Origin of the sequence: Clostridium pacaense (genome assembly GCF_020709765.2) — a bacterium.
GTDB lineage: Bacteria > Bacillota > Clostridia > Lachnospirales > Lachnospiraceae > Enterocloster > Enterocloster hominis.
Genome location: NZ_JAJFEB020000026.1, coordinates 1 through 17,926 on the forward strand (window position 1 = coordinate 1; position 17,926 = coordinate 17,926).

At 53.7% G+C, this 17,926-nt stretch carries 15 protein-coding genes and 1 pseudogene; 15 read left to right on the plus strand and 1 reads right to left on the minus strand.

All coding sequences use genetic code 11. The features are described from left to right. Positions 1-153 precede the first annotated feature (153 nt). The 6 genes from LK536_RS55105 (at position 154) to LK536_RS55130 (ending at position 6,107) form a co-directional block, all read left to right on the plus strand. The gene (locus LK536_RS55105; RefSeq protein ID WP_025485867.1) at positions 154-744 is read left to right on the plus strand and encodes an NUDIX domain-containing protein; all 591 of its coding nucleotides are present in this window, start codon (positions 154-156) and stop codon (positions 742-744) included. Positions 745-800: 56 nt separating this feature from the next. Then, positions 801-1,352, plus strand: a complete 552-nt coding sequence (locus tag LK536_RS55110) for a hypothetical protein (protein WP_227796618.1) — start codon at positions 801-803, stop codon at positions 1,350-1,352. 33 nt (positions 1,353-1,385) lie between these two features. Next, positions 1,386-2,792: a lipase family alpha/beta hydrolase gene (locus LK536_RS55115; RefSeq protein ID WP_227796619.1), complete on the plus strand. Its 1,407-nt coding sequence runs from the start codon at positions 1,386-1,388 to the stop codon at positions 2,790-2,792. A 219-nt stretch (positions 2,793-3,011) separates the two neighbouring features. Further along, positions 3,012-3,896, plus strand: coding sequence for a site-specific tyrosine recombinase (locus LK536_RS55120; RefSeq protein WP_025485870.1), 885 nt, complete (start codon positions 3,012-3,014; stop codon positions 3,894-3,896). A 256-nt stretch (positions 3,897-4,152) separates the two neighbouring features. After that, positions 4,153-4,524, plus strand: a complete 372-nt coding sequence (locus LK536_RS55125) for a BlaI/MecI/CopY family transcriptional regulator (RefSeq protein WP_227796620.1) — start codon at positions 4,153-4,155, stop codon at positions 4,522-4,524. Next, the gene (locus LK536_RS55130; protein ID WP_227796621.1) at positions 4,521-6,107 is read left to right on the plus strand and encodes a M56 family metallopeptidase; all 1,587 of its coding nucleotides are present in this window, start codon (positions 4,521-4,523) and stop codon (positions 6,105-6,107) included. Before LK536_RS55125 ends, LK536_RS55130 begins: the two co-directional genes overlap by 4 nt. A 58-nt stretch (positions 6,108-6,165) precedes the next feature. Here LK536_RS55130 and LK536_RS55135 read toward each other — a convergent pair whose 3' ends face one another. After that, positions 6,166-7,248 (minus strand): ribonuclease H-like domain-containing protein, encoded by a 1,083-nt coding sequence (locus tag LK536_RS55135; RefSeq protein ID WP_227796622.1) that lies wholly within the window; start codon positions 7,246-7,248, stop codon positions 6,166-6,168. Between the two features lie 268 nt (positions 7,249-7,516). On the opposite strand from LK536_RS55135, the gene ruvA reads away from it, so the two are divergent. The 9 genes and pseudogenes from ruvA to LK536_RS55180 form a co-directional block, all read left to right on the plus strand. After that, positions 7,517-8,146, plus strand: a complete 630-nt coding sequence (ruvA, locus tag LK536_RS55140; protein WP_025485872.1) for a Holliday junction branch migration protein RuvA — start codon at positions 7,517-7,519, stop codon at positions 8,144-8,146. 159 nt (positions 8,147-8,305) lie between these two features. Continuing rightward, complete coding sequence (gene ruvB / locus LK536_RS55145; protein ID WP_025485873.1) at positions 8,306-9,313, plus strand: Holliday junction branch migration DNA helicase RuvB; 1,008 nt, start codon at positions 8,306-8,308, stop codon at positions 9,311-9,313. Between the two features lie 323 nt (positions 9,314-9,636). Beyond that, entirely contained in the window at positions 9,637-10,803 is a 1,167-nt protein-coding gene (gene zapA, locus LK536_RS55150) for a cell division protein ZapA (protein WP_331472244.1), read from the plus strand. Between the two features lie 122 nt (positions 10,804-10,925). After that, positions 10,926-13,361, plus strand: a complete 2,436-nt coding sequence (locus tag LK536_RS55155; protein WP_227796623.1) for a U32 family peptidase — start codon at positions 10,926-10,928, stop codon at positions 13,359-13,361. Between the two features lie 5 nt (positions 13,362-13,366). Then, positions 13,367-14,713, plus strand: coding sequence for an FtsW/RodA/SpoVE family cell cycle protein (locus LK536_RS55160; RefSeq protein ID WP_227796624.1), 1,347 nt, complete (start codon positions 13,367-13,369; stop codon positions 14,711-14,713). After that, a complete protein-coding gene (locus LK536_RS55165) occupies positions 14,703-16,157 on the plus strand; it encodes a peptidoglycan D,D-transpeptidase FtsI family protein (RefSeq protein ID WP_227796625.1) in 1,455 nt (484 codons plus the stop codon). Before LK536_RS55160 ends, LK536_RS55165 begins: the two co-directional genes overlap by 11 nt. 216 nt (positions 16,158-16,373) lie before the next feature. Beyond that, positions 16,374-16,469 (plus strand): DUF6783 domain-containing protein, encoded by a 96-nt coding sequence (locus LK536_RS55170; protein WP_353511658.1) that lies wholly within the window; start codon positions 16,374-16,376, stop codon positions 16,467-16,469. Positions 16,470-16,606: 137 nt separating this feature from the next. Further along, the gene (locus LK536_RS55175; RefSeq protein WP_008719264.1) at positions 16,607-17,401 is read left to right on the plus strand and encodes an FAD binding domain-containing protein; all 795 of its coding nucleotides are present in this window, start codon (positions 16,607-16,609) and stop codon (positions 17,399-17,401) included. After that, positions 17,398-17,841 (plus strand): annotated as a pseudogene (locus tag LK536_RS55180) ((2Fe-2S)-binding protein); the annotation flags it as partial. The gene LK536_RS55175 and the pseudogene LK536_RS55180, both read left to right, overlap by 4 nt. Between the last annotated feature and the right edge of the window lie 85 nt (positions 17,842-17,926).

Genomic DNA, 17,926 nt, shown 5'->3' on the forward strand with positions numbered 1-17,926 from the left:
CGGCAGTGGTGGGCGGAGAGTAATCGGTATCCCCCACTGCCATGAGGTCAACCACGCATCTACGTAGGATGCAGTCGAACTTCGACAATATACCGAGCGTGGATTGAAATAAGGAATAAAATCATGATAGGATCAGGAAAGGATTAAATGACAATGGAAAACAAAGTTGAGAATGAAGGGATGCCGGTAGTGCGTCTGGACAGACAGCTTAAGTATGAGGGGAATATCCTGAAGATATATGAGGACACGGTCCTTGCCAACGGACACGAGGCAAAGTGGGACTTTATCCACCATGATGGGGCGGCTGCCGTCCTGCCGGTGGCGGCTGACGGGAAAATCCTCATGGTGCGCCAGTACCGCAACGCACTGAACCGTTTTACGCTGGAAATCCCGGCCGGTAAGCTGGATGCGCCGGATGAACCCAAGGTGCTTTGCGCATTCAGGGAACTGGAGGAGGAGACCGGATTCAGGGTGGAATCCCCGGATAGCCTGGAATACCTGATGAGCCTTACCACCACCGTGGCGTTCTGTGATGAGGCCATTGATATCTTCGTTGCCCACAACCTGATACCGTCCCACCAGAACCTGGATGAGGATGAGGTCATCAATGTGGAGCCATGTGAACTTGCAGACCTGGAAGAGATGGTTTATACAGGGAAAATCACGGACGGTAAGACAATTGCAGCCATTATGGCCTATGCAAGGAAGTACCGCAGCGTGGATAAAAAGGACGACTTGGCATAATGGCCGCCTCCCCGGAATACAGTAGTTTAGAGATATTCATGGGGAGGATGACGGCTGTGGGATTGAGACGGTTAAGGCTGGGCCTTGCAACGCTTACATATCAGGACTGGCTGCTGTCCTGCTTCGTGCTGGGCGTGCTGGCGGGGACGGCGGCGGCACTGGCGTTCGGCGGCCCCGTGGTACAGGGCTGCGTCCTTGGGGCGGCAGGGACAGCGGGGACAGTGGGGGCCGGGGGACGGTATGCCGTGAAGGATTTCCTGGCTGTGTGGAAGCAGCGGGCCTTTGAGGCGGGGGCCGGATGGCTGGCCGGGCTGACCGTGTGCAGCCAGATGCTGTTCGGGTTCCTGACATTCTATGCAGGCATGTCCCTGGCCGTGGTGCTTTCGGTGTGGACCATGAGGAAAGGAATCCTGGGGATAGCCGCATTCCTGTGCAGCATGCTTCCCCACGGCATTATCTATCTTCTGATATGGTACGTGCTTTCTGTCTGGTCAGGCCAGGCGCAGAAGAAGCTTCATATCCTGCCGGGGCTTTTGCTGATAGCCATGTCCGGGGCCGGGGCGTTCCTGGAGATATGGATATCGCCGCTGCTGGCCGGGCTTTTTTAAATACATTCAGAGTAAATGCAGGAGGGAATACGGATGAAGGAGAGGAAACCAGGACATACATATCTGAAACGGCTGTTTCTGGCGTTCTATATTCCGTTTGCGGTGAACATCCCGCTGGCAGCCTATGGCTGGTATATGGGAATCTGGCCGGATTTAAAGGCGGCTGAAGCCCTGGGGCAGGCTGCCAGAAACCTTATACTGGTCATGGTGTTAGTCATGACCTGGGCTATCTGGATGGTGTTCCAGGTCATGCCCAAGAGGAAGGATACCTATGCCTCCTGGAGGATTACAATCATGGAGGGCGGCCGGAGCCTCTGTTATGCCGCCATCTACGGCTTCTTTGCACAGGTCCCGATCCTTCTAAAGCTTTATCCCGGGTTTGGGAATGGTCTGGCTGATAAGAGGATTTTATGGGCCAGCGGTATCTATTCCGCCGTCATGCTCTTACTCCTTCTCTGGAACGGGATCCTGCGTATATTCCTTACTTCCGGACGCCTGAGGCTCAGGACCCGTGTGATCATGGTGCTGGCCATGTGGATCCCGGTGGTGAACCTGCTGGTCCTTCTTCATGCCATGAGGCTGGTCCATGAGGAGTATGACTTTGAATGCTATAAGCAGTCGGTCCGCAATGTGCGGGCGGAGTCGGACATGTGCAGGACCAGGTACCCCCTTCTTCTGGTCCACGGCGTTGGATTCAGGGATTTAAGGTATTTTAATTACTGGGGCAGGATCCCAAGGGAGCTTACAAGATACGGGGCATCGGTGTACTATGGGAACCAGGAGGCATTTGCCACAGTGGTTTACAATGCAGGGGACATCCGTAAGAAGATTGAAGGAATCGTGGAGGAAACAGGGTGCGGGAAGGTGAATATCATCGCCCACTCCAAGGGCGGGCTGGATTCCCGCTACGCCATATCCATGCTGGGGGCGGCGCCCATGGTGGCCTCCCTCACAACCATCAATACGCCCCACCGGGGATGCAGGTTCGTGGATTACGCCTGCCGCTTGCCGGAAGGACTGTACCGGTTCATTGCCGGATGCTTTGACCGCGGGTTTGGCCGTTTTGGGGATTCCCATCCTGACTTTTATACTGCTACCCATCAGTTCAGTACGGATTCCAGCCGCTGGTTCAATGAAACCGTGCCGGATGTGCCCGGAGTCTATTATCGGAGTTACACCTCCCTGATGAAGGACTGCCTGAGCGACCCGCTGCTGTGGCTTCCTTACCTGCTGATCCGCGCAGTGGACGGGGCCAACGACGGTCTGGTGACGCCGGAGTCAGCCATGTGGGGGGATTTCAGGGGGATTGTCACCAACAGGAAGCACCGGGGGATTTCCCATGGGGATATGATTGATTTAAAACGGGAGGATTACCGGGGCTTTGATGTGGTGGAATTTTACGTAAAACTGGTGGAAGAGCTGAAAAATAAAGGATTTTAAGGCTTTGGGACATAAAAATTTTTCCGCTGTTTTTACAAGATATTGACAAGCCAAAATGCCCCCTTCCAACATGTTGTATGTTTTATGTTAAGTAGCGTGAAATGGGGGTAAAAGTGGGAAAAATGTGTTTGATTTTATAAGAAAATGTGGATATAATGATAGTCAGCACACGGGTTTCCCGTGATTTTTGGTAGAAACGGGTAGGGGTAATAGAAAGAGATGACGTCCGAGATAAAGAGTTTTGTCAGCTACCTTAGGGATGTGAGGCAAACTTCAAAAAATACAGAGATTTCCTATCAGAGGGACCTGAACCAGCTGGCTGCTTTCCTGGCGGAGAAGGGGATTACAGAGGTTGAAAAGGTGACCAGGACCAGTTTGAACTCCTATATCCTTTATTTGGAAAAGGAGGGCAAGGCCACAACTACGATTTCAAGGGAACTTGCTTCCATCAAGGCATTTTTCAGTTATCTGTTCAGGGAGGGGATGATCCGCAGGGACCCGTCCGAACTTCTGAAGGCGCCTAAGATTGAGAAGAAAGCGCCTGTTATTTTGAGTGTCAATGAGGTTAATTCGCTGCTTGACCAGCCAGGGACATCATCGCCCAAGGAAATCAGGGATAAGGCCATGATGGAGCTTCTGTATGCAACCGGTATCCGGGTGTCCGAGCTGATTGGGCTTGAACTGTCGGACCTGAATATGCAGATTGGCTATATCACCTGCCGGGACGGTCTGAAGGAGCGGATGGTGCCTTTTGGCAAGACCGCCAGCCAGGCCATGTCCGTGTACCTGGAGCGGGGGCGCCGGGAACTGTTAAAGGGCAAGGAATCCCCATGGCTGTTCACCAATTGCAGCGGCAAGGCCATGAGCAGGCAGGGCTTCTGGAAGATAATCAAATATTATGGGGAGAAGGCCGGTATACAGGCGGACATCACGCCCCATACGCTCCGCCATTCTTTTGCAGCCCATCTGATCCGCGGGGGAGCTGATGTCCATGCGGTCCAGGCCATGCTTGGACATTCGGATTCCACTACCGCCCAGATGTATGCGGCTTATTCGGGGAATACGGTGAGGGAGAATTACAGGGCGGCCCTGCCGAGGAAGTGATGGCGGGGGATGTATGATATTGATGGAAAGTTAGAGGGATTCCTTTAAGGGGGTCCCTTTTTTGTGCCTGTTAAATTATTGTGCCTGTTAAATTGTCATGCCTGTTAAATTGTCATGCCTGTTAAATTATCGTGTCTATTAAATTATCATGCCTATTAAATTATTGTAACTATTGAAATAGTCATTGACATATCGTGACTACTGTGATAGTCTAAAAGTGTGATAACTATTGCAATAGTCACTGAAAGGAGTTTATATGAAACTGAAACTATTCGACTCTGAACTGAAAGTAATGGAAATGCTGTGGAACCATGGGGACTGCACGGCCGGACAGCTGGCAAAGCTCCTGAAGGAGGAGACTGGCTGGAACCGCAACACCACGTACACGGTCATTAAGAAGTGCATTGAGAAAGGCGCCATTGAACGCTGCGAACCTAATTTCCTGTGCAGGGCCGTGGTGAGGAGGGAAGAGATACAGGCAGCGGAGACAGAGGAGCTGATTGACCGCATGTTCGACGGCTCCAAATCTAAATTTTTTGCTGCATTCCTGTCAGGGCAGTCCTTGTCAAAGGAGGAGCTGGAGGAACTTAGGCAGATGTTAAGGCAGGCGGGACAGGAGGAAGCATGAGATTATTACAGATGAGCGGTTCGGCCGGAATCCTGATCCTGGCAATTGCATTCCTGCGCCGGGCGGGTAGAAGGCTGTTCTCAGCACGGTTCCTGTACCTTATGTGGTTTGTCGTCCTGGCCAGGCTGCTGCTGCCGTTTGAACTGCCGGTGCAGCTGCCATCCATGGGGATTGAGTCTGCCTGGGCGGATGAGGGCCGGATATTCTTTGTCCAGGAACCGTCCCATGACGGGACAGCCGCCGGTCCGGCCCAGCAGGGGACGGGGGATTCCGTGCTATTAAGGCGGATTGTATTCCTGGCCTGGCTGGATGTCTGCCTTGGGCTTCTGATTTTCTTTACATGGTCTTATATAGGACAGGCCAGGAAGCTGGACGAAGCCTTACCCCTGCCGGACCAGGGATACCTGGGCTGGTGGAAGGGAGCGCATCCTCAACGCCGCAGCGTGAGGTTCATGGTTTATGACAGGATAGCCAGCCCGGTCACCTATGGTATATGGAAGTCCAGGATTATATTCCCAAAGAGCATGGACATGGAGGATGTCCGGTCCCTGGACCATATCCTGCGCCATGAGTATGTACATATCAGAAGGTATGACAATCTGTGGAAAATCGTGGCGCTGACGGCTGCATGCATACACTGGTTTAACCCGCTTGTCTGGGTGATGTGGCACTGTTTTAACCGGGACATGGAACTGGCGTGCGACCAGGAAGCGGTGCTGGGAATGGATAAAAAAGGCCGTGCGGCCTATGCCATGACGCTGCTTCGGTATTCGGAGAAGAATCATAAGGTTTCATTATTATACAACGGTTTTGGGAAAAGTTCAGTTAAAGAAAGGATAATGATACTTATGAAGAATGATAAACGGACCAGATTCGGGATTGTGTGCAGTATATTGGTGCTTGCCATGTCAATGACCGTGTTTGCCTCCACAGGCAATATACCTGCGGATACAGGAGGACTTACAGGGGAGGCTTCCTCCGGGGCCTTGGACGCAGAGGGCAAAAGTCCGGCCAGGATACTGGCTGAGGCACCGCAGTTTAAGGAATACGAAGCGTTGGGAATGATTTACAGTCCGGAACTGGACCGCATATTCTATAACAGCTGGGGAGTGGGATATTTCCTGGATGAATATGCGGACGGCACCTATAACAGGATGGATGATCTTGCAGGCAGCCTGTGTCTTGAAGCGGTGCGGGATGAAAGCGGGAAGCTGGCTGGCTTCCGGGAGACAGAGACAACCGGGTTCCTGAAACAGGCCACGGAGGCGGAGCGCAGCATGGCTTCCCTGAGAGGATACGTTAAGGAGTATGGCCCTTACGGCCTGTCCTATGATACCCGGACAGGATACCTGTCCTTTGACGGGAAGCTGGTGGAGGCAATCCGTGATACATCGGGGTGCGGCATTTATGTAAATGGCGCAATGGCCGGACTGGACAATACCATCGGTCTTCTGGTGGAGCGGGATGGGAATGACGCCATCGTGGATATGAAGGAGGTCCCAGCGGAGGAAATGTCAGGAATCCTAAACCAGCAGATAGGCGTGTACCGGGCGGAGGATGGCTGGAGAGGGGATGGGAACTGAGGCATGTCTTCAGACGCGCTATTCACTGTTATTTGCGCAGTGCCGTACTTGTCTTGCCCTAATCCCTCTTCCTGCTCACGTAATCCAGTATCTGCCGTGCATAGGAATCCGCTGTCTCAGGCCCGGCCAGCAGGTCGGGACTGTACTCCACATAATCTAAGAGGCCCTTATAATCCTCTTTCAGGGCAGGGGACCAAAGCGGGCCGAACTGAGGCAGGAACAGGCCGCATTTCTTCGTATAACAGGTGCGGGCAGTGGCTTTCTTACGGGCATCCTTGTCCACGTATTCGCCCACGCTTTTGTGGATGGCGGTATCTTCCATGGGCAGATAATAGTAATCCTTATAATTCGGATAGAAAAATTTAAGTTCTCCCTGATACAGGGAAATGTTACAGGTCAGGGTGTCCCGGTGTAGCTCCATGCTCACCGGGGCGCTGTCATATTCCAGGGGGACCGGGATGGAATAGGGGTTCTGCCAGGTCAGGTTAAGGAAGGGCCAGGAACCGCAGACCTCCTGGGATGTCAGCCTGAAGGGGGACTCCAGCATGTCCGCGTAATTCAATATGGGAAGGATGGAAGGCATGCCCTTTAAGTCATCCTCATTGTGCAGGATCAGCAGGTCGTATAAAAATGATTCATGGCTCATGAGATAGTCCCTGTAAACCTGGATTAGTTCCCCGCCCGAGCACTTATCTTCCCTGGACACGCCCAGGAACTGTTCAATGGATTTCTGCTTCATGTTTTCAAGGCCCAGCAATTTGCGGTAGGGCTTTATTTTTTTGTAGATATCCAGGCTGATGATGGAATCGAAATTATAATTAAGCCCCAGACGGCGGCAGCATTTCAGCAGATAAGGGATGTCAAAGCCGTCCCCGTTAAAATGTACCAGGATCCGGAACCGCTTCATGAAGGTAAAGAAGCTTTCCAGGAGCTGGGCCTCCGATTCCCTTGTATCGGCAAACCACTGGATTAATTTCCAGCCAAAGCCGTCATGGTAGGTGCAGCCGATGAGGTAGAGCTGGGATGTGTCCCCGGAAAACCCGGTAGTCTCTATATCGAAAAACAAAAGTTCCTTCAGGGCGCCGATGCGCTCCAGGGGATATGTATCGGGAAGGTCAACGGGATGTTTGATGGTAATCATATAAAGTCACTCCTTCTATTCCTTTTATCGCAGCAGTATGAGTCTGTACATTTGTTAGTTTAGCCTATATCGGGCGTTGGCGCAAGAGTCTGAAACAGAATATTTGTTCGACCTGCTTGCATTGGGATAACCTGTATGTTATGATGAATGGCAGGTAATGATTAAGGAGCGCACGGCCGGGCGCCGCGGAGGAAAAGGAAGCGGCGGACTGTTAATGACGCAGTGGTCTCCGGCGGGCAGCGCTTTGCGGAAAGAATGGGAACAGATTATGATTTCGTATGTAAAAGGGCCTCTTATGGGCATTGATGAGGATAGTATCATAGTGGAAGCAGGCAATGTGGGGCTGGCAATCCGGGTTCCCGCATCCCTGCAGCCGGAGCTGCCCCGGCTGGGGGAGGAAGTGACGATTTACACTTACTTCCAGGTAAGGGAGGACGCAATGACATTATACGGCTTCCTTCACAGCCAGGACCGGGACATGTTCAGGCAGTTAATCGGGGTCAATGGAATCGGGCCAAAGGGAGCCCTCGGAATCCTGTCCGTGCTCAGGCCGGATGATTTACGGCTGGCCATTGTGAGCGAGGACGTGAAGGCGTTGGCCAAGGCGCCCGGAATCGGCAACAAGACGGCGCAGCGGCTGATCCTGGATCTGAAGGATAAGATATCCATGGACGATGTATTAGGCAACATGGCCCTCTCCGGGGACAGCGGCGTGGGTCCGGCGGCCGCATCCATGGCGGGCCTTGCCGAGGCTGCCAAGGAAGCGGTCCAGGCACTGGTGGCACTGGGATATACCAACACCGAAGCATCCAGGGCCGTGAAACAGGTGGAAGTGGCGGAGGGCATGACATCCGAGGACGTGCTTAAGGCGTCCCTAAAGCATCTGTCCTTCCTGTAGATGTGGTTTTGGGCGGGAATGGATTTTCAAACACGCCCCTAAGGAATCTGCCAGAGGTATCCCTTGGGGGAAAGTGGGATGCATGGCTGGCGGATGCAATTTTTAAGCACGCCCTGAAGCCAGGGGCGGAAGACTGATATAAGATGGGTTGAGGTGTATATGGAACGCAGGATTATAACGACAGATGTAACGGCGGAAGATGAGCGTATAGAGACAACGCTGCGTCCTCAGTGCCTTAAGGACTATGTGGGGCAGGAAAAGCTTAAATCCACCCTGAAAGTATATATAGAAGCTGCCAGGAACCGGAATGAGGCCCTGGATCACGTGCTGTTTTACGGGCCGCCCGGACTGGGCAAGACCACGCTGGCCGGAATCATAGCCAACGAGATGGGAAGCAGCATGAAGGTGACCAGCGGCCCGGCCATTGAGAAGCCGGGAGAGATGGCTGCCATCCTTAACAATCTCCAGGAAGGGGATGTGCTGTTCGTAGATGAAATCCACCGTCTGAACCGCCAGGTAGAGGAAGTGCTGTACCCGGCCATGGAGGATTTTGCCATAGACATCATGCTGGGAAAGGATTCCACCGCCAGGTCCATCCGTCTGGACCTGCCGCATTTTACCCTGGTAGGGGCAACCACCAGGGCCGGGCTTCTCACTGCGCCCCTAAGGGACCGTTTCGGCGTGGTCCAGAGGCTGGAATTTTATACGCCAAGGGAGCTTACCACCATCATCCTCCACTCGGCCCGCGTGCTGGGCGTGGAGATTGAGGAGGCGGGCGCGCTGGAACTGGCAAGACGTTCCAGAGGAACCCCCAGGCTTGCCAACCGTCTGTTAAAGCGTGTCCGGGACTTTGCCCAGGTCAAATACGACGGGGTCATCACCAGGGAAGTAACAGACTTTGCTCTGGATATCATGGATGTAGACAAGCTGGGCCTGGACCAGAACGACAGGAACATCCTTCTCATGATAATAGAAAAATTCTCCGGAGGCCCCGTGGGCCTGGACACCCTTGCAGCGGCCCTGGGCGAAGACTCTGGGACCCTGGAAGAAGTATACGAGCCATACCTCCTGATGAACGGCCTGATCAACCGCACCCCCCGGGGCCGCACCGCCACCGAATCAGCCTACCGCCACCTGGGATGCACAAAAGAAGGAAACCAAACCTGACCCCACCCAGTCAGGAAATGTAGAAAAACCCCGTACACACAGGGTTGAGGCTTTGGGGGGGATGTGGTATAATATCCACGCAGGCAATGAGCAGTGCGGAAAAAGGCGGATGGAAAATTTCGTTGTGCTTGCACATAAGGAATTTTCCATTTGTCTTTTTCCATAGGGCGAAGCCCGTGAGCGAGATGGAGCGCAGCGGAATCGAGCGGGCACTGCGGACTAACGGTCCAGCCATCCCACCAGCCAGCCACAACCCGGCAATTGGGAATCCCCGGCGGCCCGGTCAAGCTCCATCCAACATCCCTAGAAAACAGGAGAACAAAATGGACTCAAAAAATTACACCCAAGTATTAATAGATGGAAAAATATACACCTTAGGCGGAAGTGAGGACGAAGCCTATCTCCAGAAAGCGGCCAGCTATGTCAACGACAAAAGTGCGCAGATGCGCAAGCTGCCCGGCTTCACGAAGCAGAGTGCAGACTACCAGACCGTCATGACCGAGTTAAACATAGCAGATGACTACTTCAAGGCGCTGGAGTGGGCAGAAGGCATGGAGCGTCAGAAAAACGACATGGAAAAAGAAACCTACAGCTTAAAACATGAATTAGTAAGTACCCAGATGAAGCTGGAGGCAGTATTAAAGGATTTAGAGGAGCGCCAAAGGGAGCTGGACCGTCTTACTAAAGTGACAGCCCAGATGGAAGAAGAATTAAAGGAAGCCAGGGAAGCGGCTGTTGCCAGGGAATCTGAGATAGCCAGGGAGGCCGAGGCTGCGAAGGCTGCGGAAACCGCCAGGGAGGCGGAAGCTGCCAAAGCAGTGGAAACCGCTAGGGAGGCAGAAGCTGCCAGGGCTGCGGAAACCGCCAGGGAGGCAGAGACGGCTCAAACAGTAGAAACCGCCATGGAAGCCCAAGCCGTCAGGGAAGCGCGGATTGCCCAGGCTGCAGAACCTGTTAGGGAGGGGCTTTCCGTCCATCCGGAAGGAACGGCCAAGGAATTAAACATTCAGGTCAGTGAAACGATTCAGGCCAGGGAAAATATCCAGGTCAGTGAAACCATCCAGGCTACAGAAACCATCCAGGACAGGGGAACCATCCAGGCAAGGGAAAGCATCCAATCCACAGAAGCCATCCAGGCAAGGGAAAGCATCCAATCCACAGAAACCATCCAGGCAAGGGAAAGCATCCAATCCACGGAAACCATCCAGGCAAGGGAAAGCATCCAATCCACGGAAGCCATCCAGGCAAGGGAAGCCGTCCAAGCCACGGAAACCACCACCACGGTAAGTCTATCAGAAGGAAACACGGCAACAGGCAGCCAGCCGTTACAGGCAGCCACACCCGTTACACAGACCGCATCACCCGCAGAAACAGCCAGGAAGGAAGCGGCGGTCACATTACATACCACAGGCATTTCAGATGAAGAGTTAGCCAAAAAGGCCCTGCAGGCAGCTAAGAAAGCTAATTCACACAGAGGCGGACGCAGGTAAGATGATACTGCGCCGCAAGAGGGCGGCAGATGATTCATTTGAGCGATGCTGTAACAGATACAAGGGGGATGTCTCATGATGATGCGTGAGGCATCTTTTCTTTCAGGAAAGGTTGGGACAAGATGGAGAAAAGACAGGCAGAGATACTGGCACCGGCAGGTTCCTGGGCCAGCATGAAGGCAGCAGTGGCTGCCGGGGCGGATGCTGTATACATGGGCGGCACCAGATTCGGGGCCAGGGCCTATGCGGATAATCCGGATGAAAAGGGGCTTTTGGAGGCCATTGACTATGTGCATCTGCATGGCCGCAGGCTGTACATGACGGTCAATACCCTGTTCAAGGAATCCGAGCTGAAGGAACTGGTGGAATATATGACGCCCTACTACGAGCAGGGACTGGACGGTGTGATTGTGCAGGACCTGGGGGCTTTAAGGATCATGAAGGAGAATTTCCCAGGACTTGAACTGCATGCCAGCACCCAGATGACCATTACCAGCGTATACGGGGCCAGGATGTTAAAGGACTATGGCTGCAGCCGTGTGGTGACGTCCAGGGAAATGTCCCTGGATGAGATACGCCGTGTCCACCAAGAAGTGGATGTGGAAATCGAAAGCTTTGTCCATGGCGCCCTGTGCTACTGTTATTCAGGCCAGTGCCTTATGAGCAGCCTTATCGGCGGAAGGAGCGGGAACCGCGGACGCTGTGCCCAGCCCTGCCGTCTTCCTTACCGTGTATACGAAGGACAGGCCGGTCAGGGAAAGTCCCCTGCCATTAACCGCGAGAATGAGAAATACGTCCTGAGCCTGAAGGACCTCTGTACCCTTGACATCCTGCCGGACATCTTAGAAGCAGGCGTATACTCCCTGAAGATTGAGGGCAGGATGAAGAGTCCCAGATACACGGCAGGAGTTGTGAGCATTTACCGCAAATATGTGGACCGCTATCTTACCCAAGGAAGGGAAGGCTGGCATGTAGGGCCGGATGACCGGAAAATGCTTCTGGATCTGTTTGACCGTGGAGGATTTACTTCGGGATACTATGAGGAGCACAATGGACGGGATATGGTGGCCCTGAAGGAAAAGCCTGAATTCAGGGAAGGAAACCAGAAGCTGTTTGATTATCTGGACCGCACCTATGTGGAGGCAGAATTAAAGGAACCTGTCAGAGGCCATGTAATCCTGGAAACAGGAAAGCCGTCCGTCATGACCCTGAGTTGCAGCGGGGCAGAGGTAACTGTGAAAGGACAGGCGCCACAAGCAGCGCAGAAACAGCCCATGACAGAGGAAAAAGTATTAAAACAGCTGAATAAAACAGGCAACACACCATTTATCTTTGAAAATCTGAGTGCAGAGTTAAAGGAAGAAATGTTCCTGCCTGTACAGGCGCTCAACGAGCTGCGCAGGTCCGGGCTGGAAGCCCTGGAATCCGCTATGCTCAAGCCATATAGGGTGGGGCGGGTGTTGGAAGACGGAGGGGACAAGGCCCAGCCCGTGATGCCGGATGATATGGGCGCTATCCAGACAGCCCAGCCATCGGCCGCCGCCCAGACAGCCCAGCCATCGGCCGCTGCCCAGACAGCCCAGCCATCGGCCGCCGCCCAGACAGCCCAGCCATCGGCCGCCGCCCAGACAGCCCAGCCATCGGCCGCCGCCCAGACAGCCCAATCATCGGCCACCGTCCAGTCGGCCCAGCCATCAGCCGCCCCAGCATCCCGGCATCCTGCCGTCCCCTTCACCCTCACCGTCTCCGTGGAGGAACCCTGCCAGCTGGAGCCGGTGCTGAGACAAAAGGACGTATCCGCCGTATATCTGGATGCGGATGGCTTCGCGCCGTCTTCATGGAAAGATATAGCGGACCGATGCCACGCCGCAGGCAAGACCTGTTACCTGGCCCTTCCCCACATTTTCCGGGACCACGCCCTTAAGTTTTTCAAAGACAGCCAGTCTCTCCTTGAAAATGCCGGTTTTGACGGAGTGTTGGTCCGTGCGCTGGAGGAAATCCAATGGCTGGAGGATAACCGGATTTCCCTGCCGTTCATCACGGACGCATCCGTCTATGCCTGGAACAGCGGGACGCTTGAGGAATTGGCGTCAAAGAATCCATTGGCAGTGACCATGCCGTGGGAGCTTAACAGCCGGGAGATGGGGCCGGTGGTCCTGGCCTGCAGCAAGGCGGACATTCCGGGAGAACTGGTGGTATATGGACACGCACCTATGATGGTATCGGCGCAGTGCATCACAAGGACTGTAAAGTCGTGTACCCATAAACGGGGACTGCTGATGCTGAAGGACCGGACCGGGGCCATGCTGCCGGTGAAGAACCACTGCCGGTTCTGCTACAATACAATTTATAATCCCTCCCCCGTATCCCTGCTTGGCAGTGAGGATTTAATCCGGCGTATGGGACTGGCGCGCATCCGCCTGCAGTTCACGGTGGAGGATGCGCAGCAGACAGGGAAGGTGCTGGAAGCATTTTCCTCATCCTTTCTGCGCGGGGAGATGAAAGAACCGCCCTTTAAGGATTTTACCAGAGGCCATTTTAAGCGCGGAGTGGAGTGACGTCTATGACCAATCTTATTGTTGAAGTTTCAAAATACCTGATGATCCTGCTGATGGCAGTCTATACCTATGCCAACTTCCGGTACTTTTCCCTGAAGGATGTGGGCCGGAAGCAGCGGGTGTGCGGAGGACAGAACCGGGCCATGTTCGCCATCCACTTCCTGGCTTATGTGGTCATGTACCTGAAGACAGGGAACGAGGGCGTAAAGCTGATGCTGATTGCATTTTATGCGGCCCAGGTGGTATTTTTCCTATGTTATATCTACCTTTACCGCTTCCTGTACAGAAATGTATCCAGGCTTCTGGTCAACAATACATGTATGCTGTTGTGCGTCGGGTTCATCATGCTTACCAGACTGTCCCTGGACAAGGGGCTGGATAAGGCGGTCCGCCAGTACATCATCGTGGTGGTTTCCGCGTGCCTGGCCTGGGTCATACCTTATATCATGGAACGGGTGTGGCAGCTTTATAAGCTTCAGTGGCTGTACGCGGGACTGGGGATTCTGGTCCTCTTCATCGTGTATGCTGCCGGAAATGAAAGCTTCGGCGCACAGCTGTCCCTGACCGTAGGCGGGATTTCCATACAGCCCTCTGAGTTTGTCAAGCTTACCTTCGTATTTTTCACGGCGTCCATGTTCTATCAGTCCACGGACTTCCGGACCGTGGTGGCTGCAACGGCAGTGGCGGCTGTCCATGTGCTGATCATGGTGCTTTCCAAGGATCTGGGCGGGGCTTTGATTTTCTTTATCACGTATCTGCTCATGCTTTTTGTGGCTACCAGCAACTGGTTTTACCTGGGTATGGGAACGCTTTTAGGGACAGGGGCCGCAGTGGGGGCTTACCAGCTGTTTGACCATGTGCGCCGCAGGGTTTCGGCCTGGAGTAATCCCTGGGCTGACATTGACAACAAGGGATATCAGATTACCCAGTCCCTGTTTGCAATCGGAACCGGAGGATGGTTCGGGATGGGGCTTTGCCAGGGTATGCCGGGCAAGATTCCCGTGGTGGAGAAGGATTTCATCTTCTCCGCAGTCTCAGAGGAAATGGGCGGGATTTTTGCCATCTGTGTCCTTCTTATCTGTCTGGGGTGTTTTATCCAGTTCATGATGATTGCGGCCAGTATGCAGGCTGTGTTCTATAAGCTTATTGCATTTGGCCTTGGCATTGAGTATATCAGCCAGGTGTTCCTGACCGTGGGGGGCGTGACCAAGTTCATACCATCCACCGGCGTGACACTGCCCTTTGTGAGTTATGGGGGAAGCTCCATACTCAGCACATTCATCCTTTTTGGAATCATACAGGGGCTGTATATATTAAAGAGAAATGACGAGGAGGAACTGGATGGTGTCTGATAAAAAGAACACGTCAAAGAAAGCGGCTCCGAATCCAAAGGCCAATAACGGCATCCTGGGTATTACGTACCTGATCGTGGCCCTGTTCCTGGGGCTGGCTGTGTACATGGGATATTTCCTTCAGGTGAGAAGCGAGGATGTAATCAACAATTCCTATAATGCGCGTCTGGACAGTTTTTCCGACCGGATTGTAAGAGGAAAAATCATGGCGGGGGACGGAACGGTCCTGGCTGAGACACAGGTGGATGTAGAAGGCAATGAGACGCGGGTCTATTATTACGGCAGTGTGTTTGACCACGCGGTGGGATATTCCGCCAAGGGCAAGACGGGAATCGAGGCATTGGCCAATTTCTACCTGCTGACCTCCCATGTGAACCTGTTGGAACAGGTGGGCAATGAGCTGTCAGGGCGGAAGAACCCGGGGGATAATGTCTATACCACCCTGGATGCAGAACTCCAACAGGCGGCGTATGCCGCCCTGGGGGACCGGAAAGGCGTGGTCATTGCCATGGAGCCGGACACTGGAAAGGTGCTGGCCATGGTGTCCAAGCCTGGCTATGACCCCAATACCCTGCTTCAGGACTGGGACCGGCTGACCGGTGAGGACAATGGGGAAGGCCAGCTGTTAAACCGGGCCACCCAGGGCCTCTATCCGCCGGGATCCACCTTCAAGATCGTGACTGCCCTGGAATATATGAGGGAACATCCGGGAGATTACCGGGATTACCAGTTTGATTGCAGCGGCGTATACGAAAACGGGGATTACAGGATAAAATGCTATCACAGCACGGCCCATGGGCATCAGGATTTCACCCTGGCCTTTGCCAATTCCTGCAATGGGGCATTTTCCAGTCTGGGACTGGGACTGAACCTGGGCGGGTTCAGGAATACGGCCAAAGACCTGCTGTTTAACTCCCCGCTCCCCATAGCGGGCCTGCCCTATAAGCAGGGTTCCTTTAATATGGAACCGGGTGCAGACACCTGGGAAATACTCCAGACATCCATTGGACAGGGAACCACGCAGATTACGCCCATGCACAATGCCATGATAACAGCGGCCATTGCCAATGGCGGAACCTTGATGAAGCCGTATTTCCTGGACTCGGTTGAGACGGCTGGCGGCGAGGAGATTAAGAAATTCATGCCTGCGTCCTACGGCAGCCTGATGACGGCCGGGGAGGCGGCGGGACTGACTGAATTGATGCGCGCGGTGGTGACAGAGGGAACCGGGTCAGCCGTCCGCACCGATACATATACGGTGGCGGCCAAGACAGGCTCGGCTGAATTTGAAACTGGAAAGGAAACCCATGCATGGTTTACCGGGTTTGCACCGGCGGAGTCCCCAAGGCTGGTGGTTACGGTCCTGGTGGAAGAAGGGGGCAGCGGCGGCAGGGTTGCCGCGCCGATTGCCAGACAGCTGTTTGATATTTATATGAACAGGTGATATGAAGCATGTGGTATATAGCATGACATACACGAAATATGGAACCTCGGGAAAGGTGATGGGATTGAGCGCCGGGATTAAGGACATGGTTTCAAGGTATTCAATTTCACCAAGGGTATATCTTGCAAAAGAATAACGCTATTTGTAGAAAACAGGGGGATTTCATGCTATAATCTCCCTGTTTGTTTTGATTTTAGAGGATTGTGACATTAGGGCATGTTTGAAAATTCATTCCCGCCATCCGCACGTCCCGCAAAGTGGGACGCACAGCTGACGGAAAGCAATTTTCAAACACGCCCTACAGTGCATTAATATTACGTGAATGATACCAAAGGAGTCCGGCTTTAAACGGATTCAACTTACGACGTTTTAACTTAACTGGAAAATACCGCACCCAGGCATCCATCCTACGGCTGTCCAGGTGCACATGATAAGAAAGGAGAACATGCGTGTTTCGAGCGGAAGATTATGTAAAAGTGGACAGTCTGGCGGAAGCCTATGAACTGTGCCAGAAGCGCAGCAGCCTGGTGGTGGGCGGCAATGTCTGGCTGAAGATGACCGGCGTCACAAAACGTACCATTGTGGACCTGTCGGGCCTGGGGCTGGACAAGATTGAGGAGACGGGGGATGAATTCAGGATTGGGTGTATGTGCACCCTTCGCCAGTTGGAGATCCACCAGGGGCTGAACCAGTACTTTGGCGGCATTTTCAAGGAATGTACCCGCCATATCGTGGGTGTGCAGATGCGTAACTGTGCAACCGTGGGAGGAAGTATATTCGCCCGCTTCGGTTTCTCTGACATCCTGACCTGCATGATGGCCCTGGATACCTATGTGGAACTCTACCATGGAGGCATCATGCCTTTGGCTGAATTTGCAAAAAGACCTGTGCGCCGGGATGACAGGGACATCCTGGTACGCATTATAATAAAGAAGGACGGGCGCAAGGCCGCCTATGCCACCCAGAGGAATACGAAGACGGATTTTCCGGTGATTGCATGCTGCGTGTCCCGCGGGGGCAATGTCTGGTATGTGTCGGTGGGGGCCAGGCCATCCAGGGCCCAGGTGGTGAAGATTACCGATGATGGATTTGACAGCCTGGCAGAGATGGCACGTGAAGCGGCTGATTCATTTTCCTATGGAACCAACACCAGGGGGAGCAGCGGATACCGCCGTCAGCTGACAGCCGTCTATACCCGCCGCCTGATGGAACGTCTCACGGGAAGGAGTGTGAACAGAGGATGAATATACAGTTTCGATTAAATGGAAAGAACGTGCAGGCCGATGTGGAGCCGGATGTTATCCTTTTGGACCTTCTTAGGGAACTGGGATGCTACAGCGTTAAGCGCGGCTGTGAGACGGCAAATTGCGGACTGTGCACGGTGTGGCTGGACGGAAAGCCCGTGCTTTCATGTTCCACCCTGGCCGTGCGCGTGGACGGGCGTCATGTGACAACGCTGGAAGGCCTTCAGAAAGAAGCGGAAGAGTTCGGCATGTTCCTGGCCGCGGAGGGCGGGGAACAGTGCGGATTCTGCAGTCCTGGATTCATCATGAATGTGCTGGCCATGGAGCGTGAGCTGGACCATCCGGACGAGGAGGACATTAAGGAATACCTGTCAGGCAATCTGTGCCGCTGCAGCGGATATATGTCCCAGCTGCGGGCTGTGAAGAAATATCTGGGCAGGAAGGATACCTTGGGGGCAGACGTGCCTGAAGGCGTGGAAACATCCGTAGCCGCGGACACATCCACAGCCGCGGACACATCCGCAG